The sequence below is a fragment of the Desulfomonile tiedjei DSM 6799 genome (assembly GCF_000266945.1).
Taxonomy (GTDB): domain Bacteria; phylum Desulfobacterota; class Desulfomonilia; order Desulfomonilales; family Desulfomonilaceae; genus Desulfomonile; species Desulfomonile tiedjei.
In genome coordinates this window covers 5,095,703-5,116,983 of the sequence record NC_018025.1, presented here as the reverse complement: position 1 = coordinate 5,116,983, position 21,281 = coordinate 5,095,703, and the positions used below count along the sequence as shown (strand labels likewise).

15 protein-coding genes are annotated in these 21,281 nt (G+C 49.6%); 7 read left to right on the top strand and 8 right to left on the bottom strand.

Features of this window, described 5'->3' with window-relative positions; all coding sequences use genetic code 11:
* Positions 1-549 precede the first annotated feature (549 nt).
* Positions 550-1,911 (bottom strand): IS701 family transposase, encoded by a 1,362-nt coding sequence (locus tag DESTI_RS21870; protein ID WP_014808181.1) that lies wholly within the window; start codon positions 1,909-1,911, stop codon positions 550-552.
* Positions 1,912-2,119: 208 nt separating this feature from the next.
* Between DESTI_RS21870 and DESTI_RS21865 the strand changes: the two genes are divergently transcribed.
* Both DESTI_RS21865 and DESTI_RS21860 read left to right on the top strand, forming a co-directional pair.
* A complete protein-coding gene (locus DESTI_RS21865) occupies positions 2,120-2,431 on the top strand; it encodes a hypothetical protein (RefSeq protein WP_014812156.1) in 312 nt (103 codons plus the stop codon).
* A gap of 108 nt (positions 2,432-2,539) precedes the next feature.
* Positions 2,540-3,025 (top strand): hypothetical protein, encoded by a 486-nt coding sequence (locus tag DESTI_RS21860; protein ID WP_041286556.1) that lies wholly within the window; start codon positions 2,540-2,542, stop codon positions 3,023-3,025.
* 169 nt (positions 3,026-3,194) lie between these two features.
* On the opposite strand, the gene DESTI_RS21855 is transcribed toward DESTI_RS21860, so the two are convergent.
* The 3 genes from DESTI_RS21855 to DESTI_RS21840 all read right to left on the bottom strand — a co-directional run bounded on the left by DESTI_RS21855 (position 3,195) and on the right by DESTI_RS21840 (position 6,671).
* Complete coding sequence (locus DESTI_RS21855; protein ID WP_014812154.1) at positions 3,195-3,776, bottom strand: DJ-1/PfpI family protein; 582 nt, start codon at positions 3,774-3,776, stop codon at positions 3,195-3,197.
* Positions 3,777-4,126: 350 nt separating this feature from the next.
* Complete coding sequence (gene thiC, locus DESTI_RS21845; RefSeq protein ID WP_014812152.1) at positions 4,127-5,500, bottom strand: phosphomethylpyrimidine synthase ThiC; 1,374 nt, start codon at positions 5,498-5,500, stop codon at positions 4,127-4,129.
* A 22-nt stretch (positions 5,501-5,522) separates the two neighbouring features.
* Positions 5,523-6,671, bottom strand: coding sequence for an ABC transporter substrate-binding protein (locus DESTI_RS21840; RefSeq protein ID WP_014812151.1), 1,149 nt, complete (start codon positions 6,669-6,671; stop codon positions 5,523-5,525).
* Positions 6,672-6,932: 261 nt separating this feature from the next.
* Between DESTI_RS21840 and DESTI_RS21835 the strand changes: the two genes are divergently transcribed.
* On the top strand, positions 6,933-8,186 hold the full coding sequence (locus DESTI_RS21835; RefSeq protein WP_014812150.1) for a hypothetical protein: 1,254 nt from the start codon (positions 6,933-6,935) through the stop codon (positions 8,184-8,186).
* A gap of 101 nt (positions 8,187-8,287) precedes the next feature.
* On the opposite strand, the gene DESTI_RS21830 is transcribed toward DESTI_RS21835, so the two are convergent.
* The 3 genes from DESTI_RS21830 to DESTI_RS21820 form a co-directional block, all read right to left on the bottom strand.
* Positions 8,288-8,842, bottom strand: coding sequence for a DUF1579 domain-containing protein (locus DESTI_RS21830; RefSeq protein ID WP_014812149.1), 555 nt, complete (start codon positions 8,840-8,842; stop codon positions 8,288-8,290).
* 196 nt (positions 8,843-9,038) lie between these two features.
* Positions 9,039-9,206, bottom strand: a complete 168-nt coding sequence (locus DESTI_RS30230) for a DUF1328 domain-containing protein (RefSeq protein WP_014812148.1) — start codon at positions 9,204-9,206, stop codon at positions 9,039-9,041.
* Positions 9,207-9,338: 132 nt separating this feature from the next.
* Entirely contained in the window at positions 9,339-11,246 is a 1,908-nt protein-coding gene (locus DESTI_RS21820) for a bifunctional acetyl-CoA hydrolase/transferase family protein/GNAT family N-acetyltransferase (RefSeq protein ID WP_014812147.1), read from the bottom strand.
* 585 nt (positions 11,247-11,831) lie between these two features.
* Between DESTI_RS21820 and pta the strand changes: the two genes are divergently transcribed.
* Both pta and DESTI_RS21810 read left to right on the top strand, forming a co-directional pair.
* On the top strand, positions 11,832-13,916 hold the full coding sequence (gene pta, locus DESTI_RS21815) for a phosphate acetyltransferase (protein WP_014812146.1): 2,085 nt from the start codon (positions 11,832-11,834) through the stop codon (positions 13,914-13,916).
* Positions 13,913-15,133, top strand: a complete 1,221-nt coding sequence (locus DESTI_RS21810; protein WP_014812145.1) for an acetate/propionate family kinase — start codon at positions 13,913-13,915, stop codon at positions 15,131-15,133. Before pta ends, DESTI_RS21810 begins: the two co-directional genes overlap by 4 nt.
* 379 nt (positions 15,134-15,512) lie before the next feature.
* Here DESTI_RS21810 and DESTI_RS30945 read toward each other — a convergent pair whose 3' ends face one another.
* On the bottom strand, positions 15,513-15,683 hold the full coding sequence (locus DESTI_RS30945) for a hypothetical protein (RefSeq protein ID WP_157212241.1): 171 nt from the start codon (positions 15,681-15,683) through the stop codon (positions 15,513-15,515).
* A gap of 742 nt (positions 15,684-16,425) precedes the next feature.
* Between DESTI_RS30945 and DESTI_RS29265 the strand changes: the two genes are divergently transcribed.
* Both DESTI_RS29265 and DESTI_RS21795 read left to right on the top strand, forming a co-directional pair.
* Positions 16,426-19,014: a sigma 54-interacting transcriptional regulator gene (locus DESTI_RS29265; RefSeq protein WP_014812144.1), complete on the top strand. Its 2,589-nt coding sequence runs from the start codon at positions 16,426-16,428 to the stop codon at positions 19,012-19,014.
* 403 nt (positions 19,015-19,417) lie between these two features.
* Positions 19,418-21,187: a hypothetical protein gene (locus DESTI_RS21795; protein WP_014812143.1), complete on the top strand. Its 1,770-nt coding sequence runs from the start codon at positions 19,418-19,420 to the stop codon at positions 21,185-21,187.
* Positions 21,188-21,281 lie beyond the last annotated feature (94 nt).

The following is a 21,281-nucleotide window of genomic DNA, read 5'->3' as shown; positions in this document are numbered from 1 at the left end:
TCGAAAATGATCCGTTTTGTCAATAATTTAACCGCACTCGAGAATTGAGGTCCACGAAAGACGTGACAATTTGTTGCAGAGTATACAAAAAAATGGCTTTCTCAGCACTTCGTATGATTACAGTGTCGTTTCCCTTTACATAAAAAGCGGTTGCATGAGACCCAGGAATACAATGAAGGATTTATCGAATATTGGTCAGCATGAGGCAATAGTGAGATTGATATTAATTGCTTTTTCATCACCTATCATGTATAATCCAGCTATTCAAACCAAGTATCAGTGTTTGAAATCTGATTTTTCATTTTCTCACCGACGAAGCTCGGAAGGAGAGAATATGATGATGCGTAATGTTCAGGTCGTTTTGTTCATCACTGTTGTTCTCGGTCTTGTCACCGCGTTTCCTGCCTCAGCTCAGCAAGCCTCTCAGGAAAAAGCCCGGGAAGGATACTACGAAATAACTCTTCGAACCCCCGACAAAAGGAAGATTATTGTGGATGAACTGGTAAGAGATCGTGATCTCGATCCGGCTTCTCTCTACAGGGTCAAGACCTATAGTTTCGCGATTCTTGCATGGTCGAGTCCGCGCGTGGAGCGCGGGCCGTTGAGTTTTTCGAACTTATTGATTCGGCTGGCTTTCGAATAAATTCTCAGCGAGAAATGACTCCTTCGAGCTGCTGCCAGCATGTCTGAAAAGGTGAACGACTTTTTCCGGCAGTACCAGGGAGCCGGGTCGGCAACGAGGTTCTTTGCAGTGACGAATTGCCCAACGAACCAAAGCACTACAAAGCAGTAGGCCCAGTAAGCAAACATAGGGGCACGGGTTACCGAGGTCTCTTTCCGACACTGAGGTTCAGCCGCACCCAGGAGGTTCTTGGTCTCTCGATTGGTCATCTCAATGCTAAAGCGTGCAGCGTAGCGCTCGATAATCTGCTGTGGTGCAGCCTGAGGGTCCGTATCGAAAAACACCATATTGGCATGGTGGCCGGCCGGGTCATGGCACAACACGATCGAAAGAGGCTGTTGCCCTGCGCTATGATACCATAGCGCCGTGAACTGATGTATCAGGAGCTTAGTTTGTTTTCCATAGCAGAAGACCCTAATCTCATTCCACCCCAGATTGGGGTCCTGGAACATCGTTTCCAGGGAGGGCAGTCGAGCGCCTCTCTTGCGAGGTCTGCCCATCACTGTAAATGGAGCAGGTTCCAGCACAGCGAACAAAGCTGCATCCTTTCTCAGCCTCCCTGTAATGTGCACATTCTTGGGTCGTGCTTTGAGGATGGTATCGCAGCAGTATCCCAGGTCGAACACAATTCTCAGTCTTTCTCCCTCTTGGAGCCATGAATGAGTCAGATTTATAAGATCCAATCCAAGTTCGGGTTTTGTCTTGTAGGGCAGGCTCTTGGGATTAAACTTGGCCTTTGGCGGCCACCAAAGGCGGGCAGCGTATGGCAGACAAAACATGCGATCGCTGATGCCGGGAAGGCGAATCGCCAGTCCTATGATGACAAAGCACACTCCATACCCCTTTTGCTTAGTATGCTTTGGGAGTGAACCATCATGCTGCCAGCCCGCGCCACAGATCTTCTTGCCAGTGTGCTTGTTCAAGGTGTCGTCAATCACCACAAGGATCTCGATCCCTTCTGCAATCAGCGTTTCTACCAACATTCTGAAGACGAAATAGGAGACAAAGTCAGTCTCCCATCGTCCCTTGCCGAGGAATCGGTAGATGCTGGCGAAGTGCTTGGATTCATGGAGTCTCATGGTCAGAATCACCTGGCTGATAGTGTGCTTGCCCATAGTGAGCACCCAACCGACCACCAGCGCAACGAAGATACGGAAACTCGGTGCGCTGAAACACGCTCTGAAATGAATCTCGTCAATCCCGAACGGATCTGGTATAGATCTCTTCAACTGGCGTTCCTCCTTCCCAGAATCTTTACACAAAACCGGGTATGTGCGGAACGCCTTATTTTTTCAAGGATTATCTCACCATCTAACCGTCCAGAATACAAAAAGGGCGAAACTATAGCTATTTTGGGTAATTGTTTTTAGTATTTTAGTGCCACCGGCATGCTTCATCTACTATTTGTTGACGACGAGCCAGGTGTCTATTTCCAACATGTCAGGCTCGGATGTTCGATTTGAAAAAGTCACGGTAGACGATCAGGTTATATGGGACCGACCTGAATTCGTCATCAGAACATACTCGAATCTGGACAAGCCTTATCTTGATCCGCATGGTGGAAGTATCTCTGCAGAGTTCCGGGCTCCCCGAAGAAAGGTTGAACTCAGACTGGTCGTCATCAATGAGATGCAAGAGAAAGAAATAGTCTCGAGCAAGCTCGATAATAGCCTAGGCCATTGCTCTTTTACTGCTACTTATCGTAAAGGTAAATTGGTCTGTAGTGACTGCTTAAACTATTTGGATTAGAGAAAAATGTCAGACTATTTTGTTCATCCTAGGTATATGATATTGCGTCTGATTCCTTTGTCTCCAGCGCTTTTGTGTCTCTGGATCGTCTTGGGAGGCTCAATTGGATTGAGTCACGCCAATGATGTTCCGCTGCCTTTGGACCAACTGAATCATTCTTGGAATAATAATCGGCTGGAGTTGCTGGTTGGGAATTTTTTGTGCACAGTGATCATTGAATACCTGGTCATCTGGGCCTTTTTCGGGTGGTCCGGAAAAGCAGGAAAAGAACTTGTAGGCTGGGTTTTGTTCGTAAACGCGATCACAAATCCTGTGTCTCAAATGGACGCAGTCTTTTTTGCCAACTTGTACGGTTCCGATAATAGTTCAGCATGGATCGCAATATGTGTCATGGAATTTGTCGTCGCGACGGTAGAGTTTAGCATGATGGCTTCGATATTTAGGCGGATGCACAGAAATAAGGTGATCGATAACCCAGTGACAACGAAGCGCACAATACTGATGGTGCTTACCGCAAATGTGGCGAGTTTCTTATTTGGATTTATCGGACTTCTTTTCTTGTTAATCGAGGCGAACCCTTACTACGCTCACTAGGGTTTGGTTCGCTAAGGTTATGAGAGCAGGAAAATGACTCGATCGATGCGGTCCCCGTTGTTCACCCTCATGCGACGCGGCTCCTGATAGCGAGGCTCGCCTCCCTCGATAAATCAACTTTCTAATATGGAATTGAAGAAATGCATTGCGTCGCGCCAGCCTGCTATGCTTAAAAACCCATCTTTAACCGTATTTGATCCGAATTCTCCTTACTCGTTATTCTCGCCAGGAGTGCAAACGCCACTTCCATCGCCGTTGCCGGTGACGTGGAAGTAATAACGTTCTCGTCCCACACAATCGGTTTGTCAATGACATGCGCCCCAAAACTGGCCAATTGTTTGCGCCGTATCCCTTCGAGCAGATGATATGTGGTCGCTTGCCGCCCTTTGAGTATTCCACTGTTCGCGAGAGGAAGAGCGCCCACGCATATTGATGCGATCGGCTTCTCCATAGCGAAAAAACGACGAATAAGGTCAGCCACCGGTTCGGAATATGCTTCCTCGTAGTAGCCGTGTGTCTCAAACCCGCCTGGCACAGCCAGCGCTTCAAAGTCTTCGGGATGTGCTTCCGACAAAAGCCGGTCCGGGATTACCCTTATCCCAAACGAGCCTTGGACTTCTTTTCGCAAGCCTACCGTCACAACGGCAACCTGTTCCGAACCATAGGCCCCGGACCAGCCTAATACATCGTAGAATGCTGCGGCTTCGTAGATCTCAAAGCCTTTGCACAACAACAGCAAGACTCTCTTCATGACTTTGTCTCGACATGGAGGTGACTCTGTGTGTAAACCGCATTCATGCTCTTAGCAGGTGCCCCCATAAGCGGCAAGGGAAAACGTTGTTCCTCTGTAAGCTTCAGCTCGCGTAGGATGCGGGGAACGAAGCGAACCGTAGCAATCGCGATAAGGCTTTTCAATTTGCTGAGATGACCGAGGCAGTGGTGGTGCTTCTGTTCAGGCCGTAAAGTTACACGAACCACGCGGTTCCTGCCGGTCACAGCATTCCTCCACGGGCTGCGCAGTCTGGCGCTGAGAATCGTTTCACCATGCGGTTCGCTGCGCTCACCGGTCAAGCGTGGCTATGCCGTTGAGAACCGGCGAACTCACAGCATATCAAGTTCCGTGTCGGCCTTGTAAGCGCAGAGATCTCCGCACATTGTGCATGTCTCATGGTTTTCTCTGCAAGTTCGGGCCCGTATTTCCTTGGCCAGCTCCGGGTCGAGTGCCAGCCTGATCTGATCCGGCCAGTTTCGGTCCTTCCTGGCACGGCTCATCTGTTCGTCCCATTGCCATGCTCCAGGACGTTTCCTGACCAGGTCCGCAGCGTGCCCGGCAACTCTGGCGGCAAGCACTCCCATTCTCACGTCTTCCACGGACGGCAGGCCCAGGTGTTCGGACGGCGTGACATAGCACAGGAAATCAGCGCCGTTTGCAGCAGCTACCGCTCCGCCGATTGCAGACGTGATGTGATCCAATCCCGGAGCAATATCAGTCACGAGAGGACCCAGCACATAGAACGGAGCGTCATCACAGAGCTTTTTCTGAAGCTGCATCTGAGAGGCTACCTGATCCAGAGGCACGTGGCCGGGGCCTTCGATGATTGCCTGTACACCTTTTGCTCTGGCTCTTCGGCACAGGTCTCCCAGCGTGATGAGTTCCTCGACTTGTGCTGCATCCAGAGAATCCGCGATTGCACCGGGTCTCAGGCCGTCGCCAAGGCTGATCACCATGTTGTACTGTTTGCAGATGTCCAGAACTTCGTCATACTGTTCATAGAGCGGATTTTCCGCTTTGTTGGCCCTCATCCAGCGGGCAAGAAAGCTGCCGCCTCTGCTCACGATACCGCACACTCTGGGCTTTGCCGTCAGATGCTCCAGTGCTTTCAGCGTCACTCCGCAATGAACGGTAACGAAACTGATCCCGTCCTCACCGTGGAGCCGTATGGCGTCGAGCATTTCTTTGGGCTCCATCTTTTCGGCCCCTTGCCTCAGGCGCAGTGACTGGACTATGGCTTCGTAGATGGGTACAGACCCAACCGGGACAGACGATTCGGAAATGATCTTGCGCCGAACGCTTCGTAAGTCACCGCCGGTGGAGAGGTCCATCACGGCATCGGTGCCGGCTTTTATAGAAGCTTCGAGTTTCCTGAGTTCAAAATCCTCGTCGTGCAGGTCGCTTGACGTTCCGATATTGGCATTCACCTTGACCTTGAGCTTTTCTCCTACTGCAACGGATTTTCCCGATGGAGGAGCCTTAAAGACCGCCAGTCGGCCATGTTCAAAATCATGGTAAAGGGCTTCCGGGTCTGTGGCTTCTTCGAGCGCTATTTGCTTCAACAATTCCTTCAATGCAAACTCCATATCTTTCGGGCTTTTCAACCCGTTCTCAACAACTGTCAAGACTGTCTTTGTGCGATCGTTTTCTCCGAGGATCGCAGCGTCGTCATTATAGAAAGTACGCGAATACTTGTCCATCATTCAAACTGCGGACACAAACGCATCAATGTCCAGCTTTCCACGTCTCTATAACCGAGTATTCACCATTCTTTATGCCTATTATGGAAATTGGTTTGATCGGCGCGCGGTTCGGCCGGGCATAGGAAATTTCTCCTGTCACCCCCGGGAAAGTGCGAGTCTCGTACAGGGCTTTCAGAAGTGGATCCAGAGAAACTGAATTTGCCCGCTTTATCGCATCCGCGAGGAGATTCAAAGCATCAAAGCCCAACGCGGCAAAGGCGTTTTCCGGTTTCATCCCGTACTCTTTCTTATATTCTTCAATAAAAGCCAGCACTTCAGGTCTGTTTTGCCCCCTGTATGAATGCGTCGAAAAGTAAATCCCATTTGCAATCTTAGGCGAGGGCAACTGCTTTACAAGATCGCTGTCAAATCCGTCTCCACTCAGTATGGGAGCCGTCACTCCGGATTGTCTTATTTGTGCCACTGCTGTGGCTGCTTCGCCTGGAGCCGCGGAGACAAATATTGCATCTGGTACGGCATTGAGGGCCTTCAGGCGTTTTACGTGCGGGGCAAAGTCTTTTGTGCCGGCTTTGAACACATCTTGTGCAATCAACTGACCACCCGTTCTTGCGAGGCTCTCTTTGAAATATTCGGCGAGATCACGGGTGAAATCAGTCGATACATCGGTCCACAGGACGAAGCGCTTCGCTTTCAGATATTTCACGGCAAAATCGGCCATAGCTGCGGCTTGCTCATCATCACCGTACGCAGTCATCAAGAGACTGGGACCGACATCCCGGGGAAGATTCGGATCGGTTGCACCGGAAGTGATGAAGGGAATTCCGCGTTTAGCAAACTCAGGGCCTGCTGCCAGCACGTACGTGGTGTCACCGTATCCGATACCTGCAACAATTCCTTGTTCTAATGCTTCAAACGCTCCTTCCGCTGCCGCTGTGGGGTCGGAACGCGAATCGATGACGATCAATTTCAGTTTTCTTCCGAGCAGCCCCCCGGCAGCATTGATCCGAATGGCTGCAAGCTGTGCGCCCCTGAAACCTGGAGCGTCAATGGATGCCATGTCTCCGGTAAGATTGAAAAGCAGTGCCACTTTGATAGGTTGTTCGGCAGCCTCACCGCGCATCGGGCTCCAAAAGATGATAAGCAGTGTGAATATCCAGAAGAAGTGCTTCATGTTTGCTCCTCCTTAAAGTGCCTGAAGTCCGGGCGCTAGAATGTGTCACATTTAACGAATTTTCAAAAGAGGGTCTTCAAAAAAATGTAGAAAACGGACTTCCACTCCTCCCCGTTGGGCAAAGAGACCTGCGCCCGCAAAGTGCACGGCATATGAACTTTTGATTGACAGCAATCAAGCCATAACATACGATTTTAAATAGACCTGCAGTTCCTAAACCCCTTTCTCCTATAATTCTATTTGTTTGTCCAGGAGGCTGAAATGTTTTGTTCAGAGAATTCCAGCTCAGTTACGAATGCTTTTGCCGTGGACAGGCGCATGCTCCTGGAGCAGTTGGAGGACAGAATTGTCCTTGATGGAGCAGTAGCGGATGCGCCTGATGTGCAGGAACAACAAGCCCAAGCTGAACAGGTCGATAATCTCGGCTGGGTCTATGTCGATAACGGCTGGTGGTACAACGATGACGGTCAAGGCTGGTGGTTTAACCAAAACACGAACTGGTGGTGGAACGAACAGACCCAGTGGTGGTTTTCGGACTCACAGGCAGGGTTGAACCAATGGTACCACGGGCAGCATGAATATTATATGCAGCGGATCGATACCGGTACATGGATTTGGTTTGATGACATTCATCAGTTCCAGCCCGGTGGCCAATGGGAAGCAATGTTTACATGGCGATTCGATCCGAATCTGCACAAGTACTACTACAATGATTGGAATGGGTCATTTGTGTACTACTGCAATTTTGATGGATCCAACAATTATTGGGTTATAGATCCAAACGAATACTGGTATTGGGATCACATCCAAGGAGATTGGTATTGGACAAATCCCTCCACTCAAGCCTGGGAAATAACATACGATCAAACTTTTACCGTAACAAATCATTTTGGCGAAACAATTGATGTTTATCTCAAGTTTGCTCACTTGAATTGGGTAGAGTATGATACGACGGCCTTTTCAGGTTTTACCCAGCAAGCCGATCCCGATACTTGGATCTACCAAAACCTGGGTGCAAATGCCTCTGCAACCATAACTTTTCACCATGTCCACAGGCTCAGTGGCTCTTCCATAGAATTTGCGCCTCAAGGACAAGTCTTGGACGACCATGTCCAAACTCGATTTGAATGGACTTTACACGCCAATGATGGCACGCAACCCCATGCGAGGGATGTCTACAATCTCAGCCTGGTCAACGGATATAATGGCGGGATGCGCATAACCCCGACCACCGGCACAACCATAGAGGTCTTGAATGCAACAGGCAACCAGAACGCTCTGGGCGTTTACGGTTTAGGTTGCGATACGCAACAAGCGGCCGTCAGTCCGCCGTATGATTACTATAAGAATAGCGATAATTCCTATTACTACGAAGCTCATCCTTCAAGTATAGGCGTCGAGATTTACCAGCAGGCCGGACCGACGAATTTCACAGTGGAAATTCTCCCCAATACGGGTTTTGATTTTCATTGGAAAGATCACTCGAACCCACCACTTCCGTACTATCCCGAATAGGTACATCTCACGGTCACGGAAGTATTTAAGTATCGCAGAACCGGCCTCAGCGCCGGTCCTGCCCATCAAGCCGCAACGACTCCCGTTCTTGCAAGCCCTCGCTATTTCCGGGTGACGGTCATTACCATCACTTTCTCTTCGGTGCCTCCTTTGGGTGTGATGTACATTTCGTATTTCATGTTATTCTCATCCACGATGGTGGTCACACTGCGCCACACAATAGGACCTCTGACCGGATCGTCAAGGGAGCTTTCCTGAGTTATGATTTTACCGTCTTCACTGGCCGTACCTTCAAAATAGTAGATACCGGTGCTCATGGAATCGATCCAGGTAGACACATACTTTTTCGTATGATTGTCATAGCCTATGAGGTTTATCCCTGTGAATGTATCGCCCATCATCTCTCCGGTATACTCCTGCTGCAAGTAACGTCCGCCAAGGAGCATCTTCTGCTCGCAGGTTCCTGTGCTTTCCATAGCAGGCTGGTCGGGTCCCATCCATGCTGTGGTTTTCGTAGTCCAGCTTCCCGCCAGAGAAGCAAGCATTTTATGAGGCGCAGTCAGCTTTGCTTTTTCCCTGTAAATCTCCATTGCCGCGTGCATATCTATATTGTGATGAATATTTTGAGATGATTCAATATCAGTGGAAGTTGCCATGTTAATTTCCATCCTTTCTTCTTTTTCTCAAGAAAAACATAATCACTTCTTTCATCTTACAAAATGATATATGAGGTGGGGAATTACAGTGGTATTTGCAATTGGTGGTCCTAACAAAATAGAATATGGAATAAATCCGATTCACACATGGTTCATTTCCAAGCCTCGAGGAATTCTCAAGGCTTGGAATGCTATTTCAGAGGACTGCGCGTCCTCCAAAAACAAGTGATACTACAAACAGTATGAGAAAAACCAGAAACACGACTTTAGCAATTCCGGCTACAGCGGCTCCCGCAATTCCCAGGAAGCCGAGGAATCCAGCAATCAAAGCTATAATTAACAGTGTTATGGCTAAACCTAGCATTGTATTGGTCTTTCTCAGTCTCTATGATCGACGGAGACGTACTATCTCCACACCATAAGATGCAATGTTTCCGAATTCGATTCCACGAAAATGGCGAATCGCACAAGAATCGTCGGAATATAAGGCTACGTCTTAATTGTCGTCGCCGCTTGGGATGACCGGGACAGAGCCGTGGGTATCTGTATTCTCCGGTTTCTTCAACTGATCGAATCTCCATTTGTAACTTAATATACCGATATCAGCAGTTTTCTCAGTAACATAGGGAACTCTATTGAATATGTCCTGCATCGGAAGGTTGGACACCAGAACATCCGCTTTGAATCCAGGGACCCCACGCTCTTGAGCAATTTCGGTAAGATAGTTCAAGAGAAAAGTGGCAATGCCTCTGCCATGATATTTCTCGTCGACCATGAACGCCACTTCAGGAAATGGGTTATCTTTTTCAAACATATATCGCGCCTCTGCGATAATTCGTCTGTCCTCTCGAGGACCGATGGTAACCACAATGGAAAGACCGTCTTCATCTCTTAAATTGACATACTTCTGAAGGTTGTCATGAGGCATGCTTTTCCTACGGCCGAAGTATCTGAAATATACGGCTCTCTCAGAAAGATGATAAAAAAGATCTCTCATCATGGATTCGTCGGTAGGCTTGATTACCCGAACCCGACCCACAAGATCTCCTTTAAATGTTCGGTCCATGCGCACCCGTTCTCGCAATTCGTGAGAAACCGTGCGAAACGGGAATTGGTTTTTTCCTACATACCCCAATTTTCGTGCTTCTTCCATGAGGTGATCGCGGTGATCCGGATGCGCTATTTCAATGATTGCCAATGCCCTTTCTCGAATCGATTTGCCACCCAGGTATGCTGTTCCGTACTCAGTGACGATAAAATTCGCTTCTCCCGTGTTCATAAGAACCGCAGATCTCGGTTCGAACGCAGGAACCAGTGATGATTTGCCGCTTTCCGGAGAAATGGAGCGAAGACAGATTATGGATCTTCCTCCGTTAGAGAGGTTAGCTCCCCTCATAAAGTCTCGATCTCCACCCGATCCCTTAATATAGTTGGCTGCTGAACGCCCTTGTCTAATCTGGCCGCGCAAATCTATTTCCACGGCAAGGTTGATTGCTGTCACGCGGTCGTTTAGTCCTATGAAGCCCGGTCTCAGGATCATGTCGGAAGGATACAGCTCCACTAAATCGTTATCATGAATAAAGTCGTACAACTTGCTGCTTCCAATACAACACGTAGCGAGAGACTTGCCACGATAGAGTTTCTTGGTTTCATTGGTAATTACCCCTGCCTCGGTAAGTTCCATGAATCCGTCTGTATAGATTTCCGAATGCACCCCCAGATTACGACGATCTTTCAAGTGGTTCGTGAGTCCCCTGGGTGCACCTGCGAATCCAAATTGCAGTATTGCACCGTCTTCCACCAATTCGGCGCAATAGCGACCTATTACGCTTGCAGAATCGCTGAATACATCCTGAGAGAATTCAAAAAGGTCGTCTTCTGCAACAACAATGAAGTCGATACGATCGCCCACAATTACCGTGTCCCCACGGGTGCGGGGTATCCTGGGATTGACCTGAGCGATCACCACGCGAGCGGATTCCAGAGCGGCAAGAGTAACATCCACCGAAAGACCCAAACTGAAGCGCCCGAACCTGTCAGGGCTGGAGACCTGAACAATCGCGACATCGATGGGAATTCGGCGATTCCGAAAAAATCCGGGTATTTGAGAGTGATATAATGGCACATAGTCGCTTACAGACGGTTCCGCTAGATCGCCTCCTATAAAAAAGCTCTTCATTCTGAATCTGGTCGGCTGTGCTTTTGTAAGAGACTCTGCCCGACGACCGTGCATGAATTGGATGATTTCGATATCGTCCAGGTGCGAAGATCGCAGAGCATCAATGATCATCCCCGGTTCCGAACACAAGCTGCCCAAGTATACCCGGTCACCGTTTTTCAAGTGGGAAACGGCTTCCTTTGCATCGACTATTTTTGAAGAATACTTCTCTTTCCACAATTCCATAACGATTGTCTCCTCGACTCCTGTGGGCCCATCTCTATTTCACTCTTGGAATACCACCGAAACCTCCGATGCGATTTCTTAACATGACGCAATTTCCAGGTTTCTGATAATTGTGATGATATTCTGAGTGGGGTATAGCGGTCAACCAACTCATACCGATTCGGTTTCTTTTCACAATCCGGGAGGCTGGAGGTATCCTTCGCTCCGGACTACGCAAGGCCGTCTAATCACTCCGCTCAGAACACCTCAGCCTACGCCATCTTATATGCATAACTGCGAAATGGTATCAGGCCTTATTCTGCGAAGCTCGGATCTTCAAAAAGAATATCAATCAAGGTTTGCTTCTCTCGACCCTCGCTGCCTTGTCTCCGATACGCGCCGCCATCGTTGCCGTTGGCAGCACGCAGTCTATATCCTTTTAAGGAGCGTTAACGGGATCATCCTAGGCCCAATTTATTCTGGAAGAAATTTTCACCTTACCAGAAATTCATGGTGTATCTTTAACATGTGATCTTGTTGTCACTAAGAACGTGCTGAGACTGAAACTTGGTACAACGGAGATTTTAACATATTGCGGAGAAAGGTATGACACAAAGCATTTATATAACCGGAGTGGAAGCTCAAAGCGGCAAATCCGTGGTTCTTCTCGGACTCATGGAATGGCTCGTGAACCAGGGCCGCACCGTGGGCTTCTTCAGGCCGGTCATCAAGTCCGAAGAGGAGCCGGATCGCCTGATACATCTGATCCTGAGTCGTTATGGCTCCCGGTTTCCGTATTTCACGATGTATGGCTGTACATACGAACAAACGATAGAAGATCGGGAAAAATCATATAAGCTCATTCTCGACAAGTACAAGGCTCTGGAAGAGCAATGTGAGATAATGATCTGCGTCGGCACGGGGTTCGGCGGAGCATCTTTTCCAATGGAATTACGATTCAACGCGGAAATAGCATACAACCTGGGTAGCCCTGTTGTCGCCGTAATAAATGGTATGGGAAGGACTCCCCGTCAGATCGGCGATTTCGCAAAAGTAGTGATGGACACTCTCGAACAGCAAAAATGCGACATTTTGACGATAATCGCAAATCGCGTGGATCACCGACAGAGCGCTGGAGTCACGGAAGAGTTGCGGAGAGCTTTACCGGCCACTCTACCATCACACGTGATCCCTGAACATCCGATTCTGGACAAACTTACGGTCGGAGAAGTCGCTCGCGCTTTGAATGCTGAACATTTGCAGGGCGATACTGGCAGCCTGAGCCACACGGTTAACCAATTCAAAGTCGCTGCCATGGAATTGCCTCATCTCCTGGACCGGATTGAAGAAGGAGATCTCATCATTACACCGGGAGATCGAGCAGAGATAATTCTTGGTAGTCTTGCAGTGGAAGCTTCACGATTGTATCCGCACATAGCGGGCTTAATCCTCACAGGAGGCTTCAAACCTGCTCCCCAGGTGCAGCGTCTCATACAAGGTCTTGGAAGACTCCCGATACCTATTTTATCCGTAAAAACAGACACGTACACAACCGCGGCCAAGGTGAGCTCGCTGAAGAGTTCATTGGTTCCCGAAGATCAGCGCAAGATCGCCGCTGCGCTTGGAATCGTCGAGGCGAGCGTACGGTTCGACTCGTTACAGGGAAGTCTGACTTTGCCGCGCTCGCGCCATGTCACCCCATTAATGTTTGAATACGAGCTCATCCAGCGCGCTCGGTCAACACGCCGACATATCGTACTGCCCGAAGGGTCGGAAGAGCGAATCTTGAGGGCGGCCGAAATTCTGTTACTCCGCGATGTGGTTAAAATCACCCTTCTGGGCGACCCCGAGAGGCTCCGTCAGAGAATCGGTTTGCTTGGAATAGAAGCCGAAGGAGTAAATATCGTTAATCCTTTGGATTCTCCTCTGCGGGAGACGTTCGCACAGACCTACTACGAATTGCGAAAACACAAGGGTGTTTCCCGAGGAATGGCATTCGACGCTGTGGCAGACAACACGTACTTCGGCACGCTGATGGTCTACCATGGGCACGCTGATGGAATGGTATCCGGAGCGATTCACACGACCTCAAACACCATCAGGCCGGCCTTTGAAATCATCCGGTCCCGACCCGGATTTTCAATTGTCTCGAGTGTGTTCTTGATGTGTCTGGCCGATCGGGTGCTCGTTTTCGGAGATTGCGCGGTCAACGCGGATCCAACTCCGGAACAATTGGCGGACATTGCGATCAGTTCAGCCGAAACTGCTCAGGTGTTCGGCATCGAACCGTATGTCGCAATGTTGTCCTACTCTACGGGAGAGTCCGGAAAAGGGGTGGATGTGGACAAAGTGAGGGAAGGAACCCTTATCGCGAAAAGGCGGCGGCCCGATATCAAGATTGAAGGGCCGATCCAATACGATGCAGCCATCGATTTGGAGGTGGCCCGCACAAAATTACCGGGGAGCGAAGTGGCCGGAAACGCCACAGTGTTCATCTTCCCGGACCTCAACGCTGGAAACACTACATATAAAGCGGTTCAACGTTCTGCCAATGCCGTAGCCATAGGCCCAGTCCTTCAAGGTCTTAACAAGCCTGTAAACGACTTGAGCAGAGGGTGTACCGTAACGGATATTGTCAACACCGTGGCAATCACGGCTATTCAAGCGCAAACCATGCAGGAGCCGGAATGAAGATTCTTGTGATCAATTCAGGAAGTTCTTCCATTAAATATCAGTTGTTTGACATGAATAATCAGTCAGTGCTTGTTGCAGGCATCCTGGAAGAAATCGGTCGGACAGGGAGCACATTGAAGCACCGCAAGAACAACGGAAATGGAGAGTTCGCCGAGTTCACCCATAGCCAGCCTGTCCACGATCATGCGGCAGGCTTTCACCTTATCATGGAATTCCTGGCACACCCGACCAAAGGATGGGATCTCAGCGACCTATCCGGCGTGGGACACAGGATTGTGCACGGAGGGGAAGCTTTCCGCTTGCCCACTTTGATCGATAAAGAGGTGATCTCAACCATAAAAGCTATGATTCCACTGGCACCGCTGCACAATCCGGCCAATCTGATCGGAGTTGAATTGGCTCTGGAACAGTTTCAGTCGGTGCCTCAGGTCGCTATTTTCGACACTGCATTCCACCAGAGCATGCCGTCGTATGCCTTCCGTTATGCGCTCCCCAATGAGATGTACACGGATTATCGAGTGCGCAGGTACGGATTCCACGGGACATCACATCAATACGTGGCCAAGCAGGCGGCGAAACGGCTTCACCTGCCCCTGGATTCTGTCAACCTGATCTCTCTCCACCTGGGAAATGGAGCCAGTGCCACTGCAATACGGCAAGGCAGGAGCATTGATACTTCCATGGGAATGACTCCTCTGGAGGGTCTCATCATGGGCACGCGATGCGGCGATATCGATCCGGCGCTCCAGGGCTATCTTGTTCGTGTCACAGGGAAAACATATGAAGAAATCGGAACATTGTTCGAAAAAGCGAGTGGATTGCAGGGAATTTGTGGCTCCAATGACATGCGGGAGGTGGTCCGACTGGCCGAATCAGGCGACTCGTTCGGGACCCTTGCCCTGGACATGTTTTGTTATCGTATCAAAAAGTACATAGGCGCCTATTTCGCAGTGCTGGGCCGCGTGGATGCAATTGTGTTCACCGGCGGAATAGGCGAAAATTCACCAACCGTTCGAGGCCGCTGCTGTGAAAGTTTGGATTCCCTGGGGATCGTCGTTGATGAAGGGTTGAACCAACACCGCGGACGAGAACCGTTCTCAATTAACTCCGACGAATCGCGCGTGAAGCTGCTCGTGATTCCAACCAATGAGGAACTGGAAATCGCCATCCAAACCCTGGAACTCATTCAGGCTCGACAAGATTCGGGAATTTGAGCACTGAACAGAGGACATGCGAAAGTCGGCAGATGTCCGGCGAAGTCATGATATAGGGAGACTTGCAGGGAAAGACTTTCTACAAATCTTTCCCTGCACCACAGGCGCTCATCGTTTTCCGATCTTCGGTCCCGACGGCCAAAGAAGACAATCGCGAGGCAGAGATTGTCAGCGAAGATTGGCACATAGTACAGAGCTTATTTTTTCTGGACCACACGTTGAATTCACAGCTTCCAGGCTGTACTATTGCCGAACCAGCCTGTCAAAATGCTACGCGATCAAGTTAAAGATTCACAAAAACCACTTGACAGCAAATTATTGTACTATACAGTTCAATGAGATAATGGCGTCTTGACTATGACGTCAGGTTAGACTTTCTTTAAAGTTTGGAGGTATCCCGCTGAAAAGCGGATAAGGTTTTCATGATGATACCCCTCGTGAACCGCGAGTTCCAGAGCGTTTCCGGAACCGTATGAAGAGGCTTCAGCTTCAGCATGTCTATGCTTGAAGCTTTGTCGATTTCGACTACAGCGCCTCTTTTGGTATTCATGCAGAGCGATCATCATTCAATATATCGGAAGCGGCAAGTTTGACAATGGCAGACAGTCTTAAAAGTCGAATCAACGAGGGACGACTTTTCAAGGTGAAGACATCAGAGGATTTATGAAATATATGAAGCTATCGTCTGCAAGGAGACAGCTTCATAACATAGACTGCAAGTTGACTTCAGCACAGGTTGCGTTGAGAGAATATCTCGAAACGGACCCTACTTTAATTTGCCTTGCACCCCGCGCATGGAGCAATTGCTCCTCTGTAGCGATCTCCTGATTGCGGCAGACAACTGCTAGCCCAAGATGCCGACCTCAGACTTGCTTTGCGAATCTCCGTTTTTCCGGCGGCTTGCCGGTTCTGTTTCCCTTATGAGCCTCCGGACAGGCTGGGAACTTGGAGATGCGGAAACAAAACCTGAGAAGATATAATACCAATGTGCGTTCAAAGAAGTAACATCTGATGCTGGTATTTTACAATACTGTAATGTCGCTGAAGCCTTTATCCAAAGAACAAGGCTCATCATCCTATTTTCGGAAGGAAAATGGGAAATATGGAGCGGCTTTACATATCATCGGGTTACCGAAAGGCATCCGGTATAGGGCAATGTCATCGTTTGGGACCATTTTTGAGACTGTGAATAGCTCGACATCAGAAGTCTTTTTCGTCGAAAATTCAATCGGATATTTCAATCCGTTTCGATGCCTTTTTCTTCGAAACGGTCATAGATAGAGGGACCGGAAATGGATAGAGTCTGTCGACAGACTGGGAGTAATACACACCAGCTTTTGATTGGTGTCCTACAGAATATCGATGCCGCAGTATGGGTGACCGATAAGCTTAGTGATGAAATCCTCTTTGCCAATGTGCAGGCCGAAGAAGTGCTTGGCGAGCAGGAAAGAATTAAAGATAACGGCCATAACCGCTGTCTTGGTGCTAGTTCGGGGATGAATGGCTTATCGAATGAACTACCACACGAAGCAGTGGAGTCGCTTGTCCATGATTTGGAATGTGAGATCGTTCAAACGGGTCGTTCAATCGTGGCTCAAGAGCTGGAGATCGACTGGGTGGACGGGAGAAAAGCTCTTTTGACAATCGCTCGTGATAGTGAAAATATGAACCGGAGAGAAGAGGAATATGCAGAAAGTGAAGCCATCCGGACAACTCTTCGCAAAGTCATTCACGGCATATTCGTCGTGAATGACAGTGGAGGCCTCACGCAAGTTGACGCAGCGTGGGAACAGATGTTCGGTTATAGTGCTGAGGAAGCTCTGTTCTTAAGGTGCCGGGACATGATGCATCCTGAGTATTCCCATATCTTCGAAGAGAAATTCAAGGCGGTTCTCTGTGGAGATGCCGGTTCTTTTCGCATGAAAAAGCTATTTGCTCGAAAGGACGGTAGTTTATTCTGGGGTGATCTCAGTATCACCCGCATGCGCAGTCTCGGCGGACGCGTGGGAGCAGCGGTAGGCATTATCGCAGAGATGAGCGAACGGACGCAGGCACAACGAGAACTGCGTGAGAGCGAAGCAAACTTTCGGGCTGCCATAGATAACCTGGGGCAAGCTGTCACCATGCTCAGCGATACCAAGTCCATCATGTACGTAAATGCGGCCTTTGAAAGAATGTTCGGATACTCCGCCGAAGAAGCCAAATGTCTTACTCCCAAGGACGTATCTTCTCACGAGGATTTTGATGCCTCAAACGAGAAGCTGCAATCTCTCATTCGCGGAGAGATTGACTTTTATCGTTTGGAAAAGCGCTACATGAGAAAAGATGGTTCCGTTTTTTGGGGAGATGTGACGTGTACCCCAATACGCGATCCGGATTCCCGAGTTGAGGCTGCGGTTGCAGTGATAGTCGACATAACCGAGCGGAAACGTGCAGAGGAGGAAGCACGGAAAATCCTGACCGAACAGGAGCTACGCATCGCAGAAAATACGAAGGAATTAGCTTGGGCAAACAGGGAACTTCGTGTGGAAGTAGCCGAACGGAGACGAGCCCAAGAAGCATTGCAACGATTTGAAGAGCAGTTCAGTGCAATTATCAGGACCTCCACAGATTGTGTGTTCATAAAGGATGAGAGCCTAAAATACGTGATTGTCAATCCTTCCATGGAAAAACTTCTGAACCTGCCGGCCTCGGAGATTATAAAGCTTCAAGACAAGGATCTTTTCGGTCAAGAAGCTGCCGATCGTCTTCACGAATTGGATACACGTGTGTTATCGGGGGAATCTGTAGAGATGGAGCATACGAGACCAATAAACAACCTCCCTATGAGATTCCTGGAAATTCGCGCTCCAATTAGAGACAAAGACGGCCGGATTGCTGGAATTTGCGGCATTTTCCGCAGAATCACGGAACGGGCTGCTCATGCTTCCGAGTCCTCAATCCAGGACAGCCTTTCACCTGTTATGCGTGCGGTTGTGGAAGAAGCCCGCGTAGCCGCAATGACAGATATCATCGTCTTGATCACCGGTGAGAGTGGAGCAGGCAAAGACTATTTGGCGCGTTTTATCCATGACAATTCCGCCCGCGCAAACGGCCCCTTTTACACCCTTAATTGCGCGGCCATTCCTCCCGAACTCGCGGAATCGGAACTTTTCGGTCATGAACCAGGGGCCTTTACGGGAGCGAATAAAAGAAAGAAAGGTCTCCTGGAGCTTGCAGAAGGAGGGACGCTCCTGCTGAACGAAATCGGAGAGCTGCCCACGCATCTTCAGGCAAAGCTGCTGACCTTTCTTGATAATCGATCGTTTACCAGAGTCGGTGGAGAGAAACCGGTAAAAGTGAACGCAAGATTGCTTGCGGCTACAAACAGGAATTTGAAAAAGGAGGTTTTGAAAAAACGCTTCCGTCGTGACCTGTTCTACAGGTTAAACGTTCTGTCTTTACGGGTGCCGTCACTGGTTGACAGGATAGAAGATTTGCCCGCACTGGCCGAACAGATCATCTCTGAATTGGGGCAAAAACTCAAGCTCCCCACGAGACCCACCGTTCCACCTGAGGAATTGGCAAAGCTCTGCGGGTACAAATGGCCGGGAAATATTCGGGAGCTTCGCAATGTTCTCGAAAGAGCACTCATTGTATCGCCGGGTCCGCAGCTTCAGTTCGATTTCTTGGAATCGGAAGCTGCCGTTCCCACTTCTAAATATTGGATCGTCCATTTTCCTCCCCGTCCATCGTATGTGGATGTAGTCGCCGGGCTGAAACGGAACCTCCTCCTGGAAGCTCTGGCCAGTTCCGGCGGTAGTAAAAGTGAAGCATGTCGCCTGTTGGGCATCTCACGCCATATGTTGAGACGGCAGCTTGATACATTCAAGCTCACTTGATGCGCCGTGTCGGCGCAGATAATTGTGCCCTTGCGCCTAATCGACGCCTCAATAACCATAATTAAAGCGCTCAGTTACGTTCAGGCAGTTCTTGATGCGCCGATTAGGCTCCTAAATTTCTCCATGGAATTCCAATCAGCACTCTTCCTCTAGAGAGAATTTTCAGTCACAAAGCGCTTTTCCCAAGACACAGTGTTTGGCACGTTTTGTGCCAAGTGTACTTGACACACTTGGTATCTCACTATCGCTTGATAGAAGTGGGCTTCTTTCGTTCTGCCCGAATCGTTCAGTGCCGAAATCCGATTGGCTGAGCGAATTCGGAAGATGGAGATGCCCCGGAGTGCATTGTGTGGCTGTCTGTTGACTGCCGATAGGCGTATTTGATGTGATTGGAGGAAAACATATGAGAAAGTTTTTGGCGATTCTCTTTGTGGGGCTGCTGATAATGGCAGTCACCGCGCCAGCGATCGCGTGGGAATTCAGTATGAAAGGTGAGTACGAATTCCGCTTCCGATATTTAGGACGTACAGGCCAGCACGACCTGTTCGGATACGACACCAACCCAGCCATAGGAGGTGGCGAAGTCGGATTTGCAGGTCCAAACATCTACGGTTATCCTGCTGCTACCGCGCATACCCTCCCGGCTCCTACGGCAGGAGGTACGGCCGGCAACTTGTATCCCATGATCATTACCCAGGGCGGGCTTTCTCAATTTGGTTCTGACGCCATATACAATGACTCGCGCCTGACTCTCTTTCCTGAAATCAAAGTGAACCCTGCAATCAGGGTGCACGGTGTGATGACAATCGGTGGGTACAGGAACAAGTATGCGGAACCGGCCGTTGGCGTGCCCGGCACTTCAAGCGCAGGCATCGGGGTGCCGCCGTTTGAGCGCTATTATATGCATCAAACCACTGACAATGCGTATGATACTGCTTCCTTGATAAGCGTCGAACAGTTCAGGGCCACGATACAGTTCCCCTGGTGCGTTTTGTCAATCGGAGTCAAAGACTTCCCCTTCGGTATCGGAATTTCTACTGCAAATTCCACCAGGTCAGAAGGAACTCTGCTCGTAGTACCCTATGGCCCCTTCCGTTTCATGGTTGGAGTCTGGTTGGCGCGCAATGCCCTGAACGCAAATTGGGGAACGGCACCGGACAGCGACCTCAAGCCCTACTATTTCGAGGGTTATCTGTTCACGTATCAGAGTGGTAATTTTGAAGCTGGTGGCGGACCGATATTGCAGAACCTTCATGCCAAGAACTTCTACGATGGGTCCAAAGCTCTCGGCCGTGGAGGTTATGACCAGAGACTGGCAAACTGGACCGCTTATGCCAAGTACAATAACGGCCGATTCTTCTTCAATGCAGAATATGACTGGACGACGATCAGCGTGAATACCGCCGCAGTTAACGCCAATTACACCGGAACTGCTGCTCAAAACAACGCGCTGTCGCCGAAGCATTCTGAATACTATCACTGGCTCGTAGAATTGGGTGCCATGGCCGGACCTGCCAAAGCCACATTGATGGCTGCGACTGCTTCCGGTCCTGTTTTGAACAATCCCAATCCTACAAAATCGTACGGCAGTTGGCCGATCAACTACCAGGCTGTAGAGCCCTATGAATGGCTGATGTTCACCACGTATGGCGGTGGAAACGATGCCTTCACCGGATTGCTTGTTCCCAATGACGGCCACGGCATGATGGCAGATGCTTTCTGTTACGCAGGTCGTTTAGATTACGCTATCGCTGCGAACCTCAATCTCTGGGGAACCTATATGTGGGCTCACAGGCTTGAGAAACAGGGTTATCTCTTCGGTGGAAAGAATTCGAATGGAACTCCTGCTACCAACGGAGATGCCAATATCGCAGCCTTTGCAGCAAATGCCGGAAGGGCAGCTTCCACTATGCAGGTCGGTGGTGTCACCAGTACCACATACGGCTATGTCAGCGACGGTTATCTCGGCTGGGAAGCGAACCTGGGCGTAGACTGGAAACTGCTCGAAAACTTGAACATGTACTTCAGATATGCCTACTGGCAGCCGGGTGACTGGTTCAAGGAAGCGTATCAGACGCGAGGCATACGTGGTGGAGCCGTAAGCGTGAACAATCCGATGGATTCTCGGGATGCCATTAACGCGTTCCACGGATCCTTGCAGATTAACTTCTAAATCTTCACAACCGTGTTCCATGGCTAGGCCATCGGAATACGTCATCCCCCGGCGCTCCGCCGCTGCCGGAGGATTGACGAACAATCCCGAAATT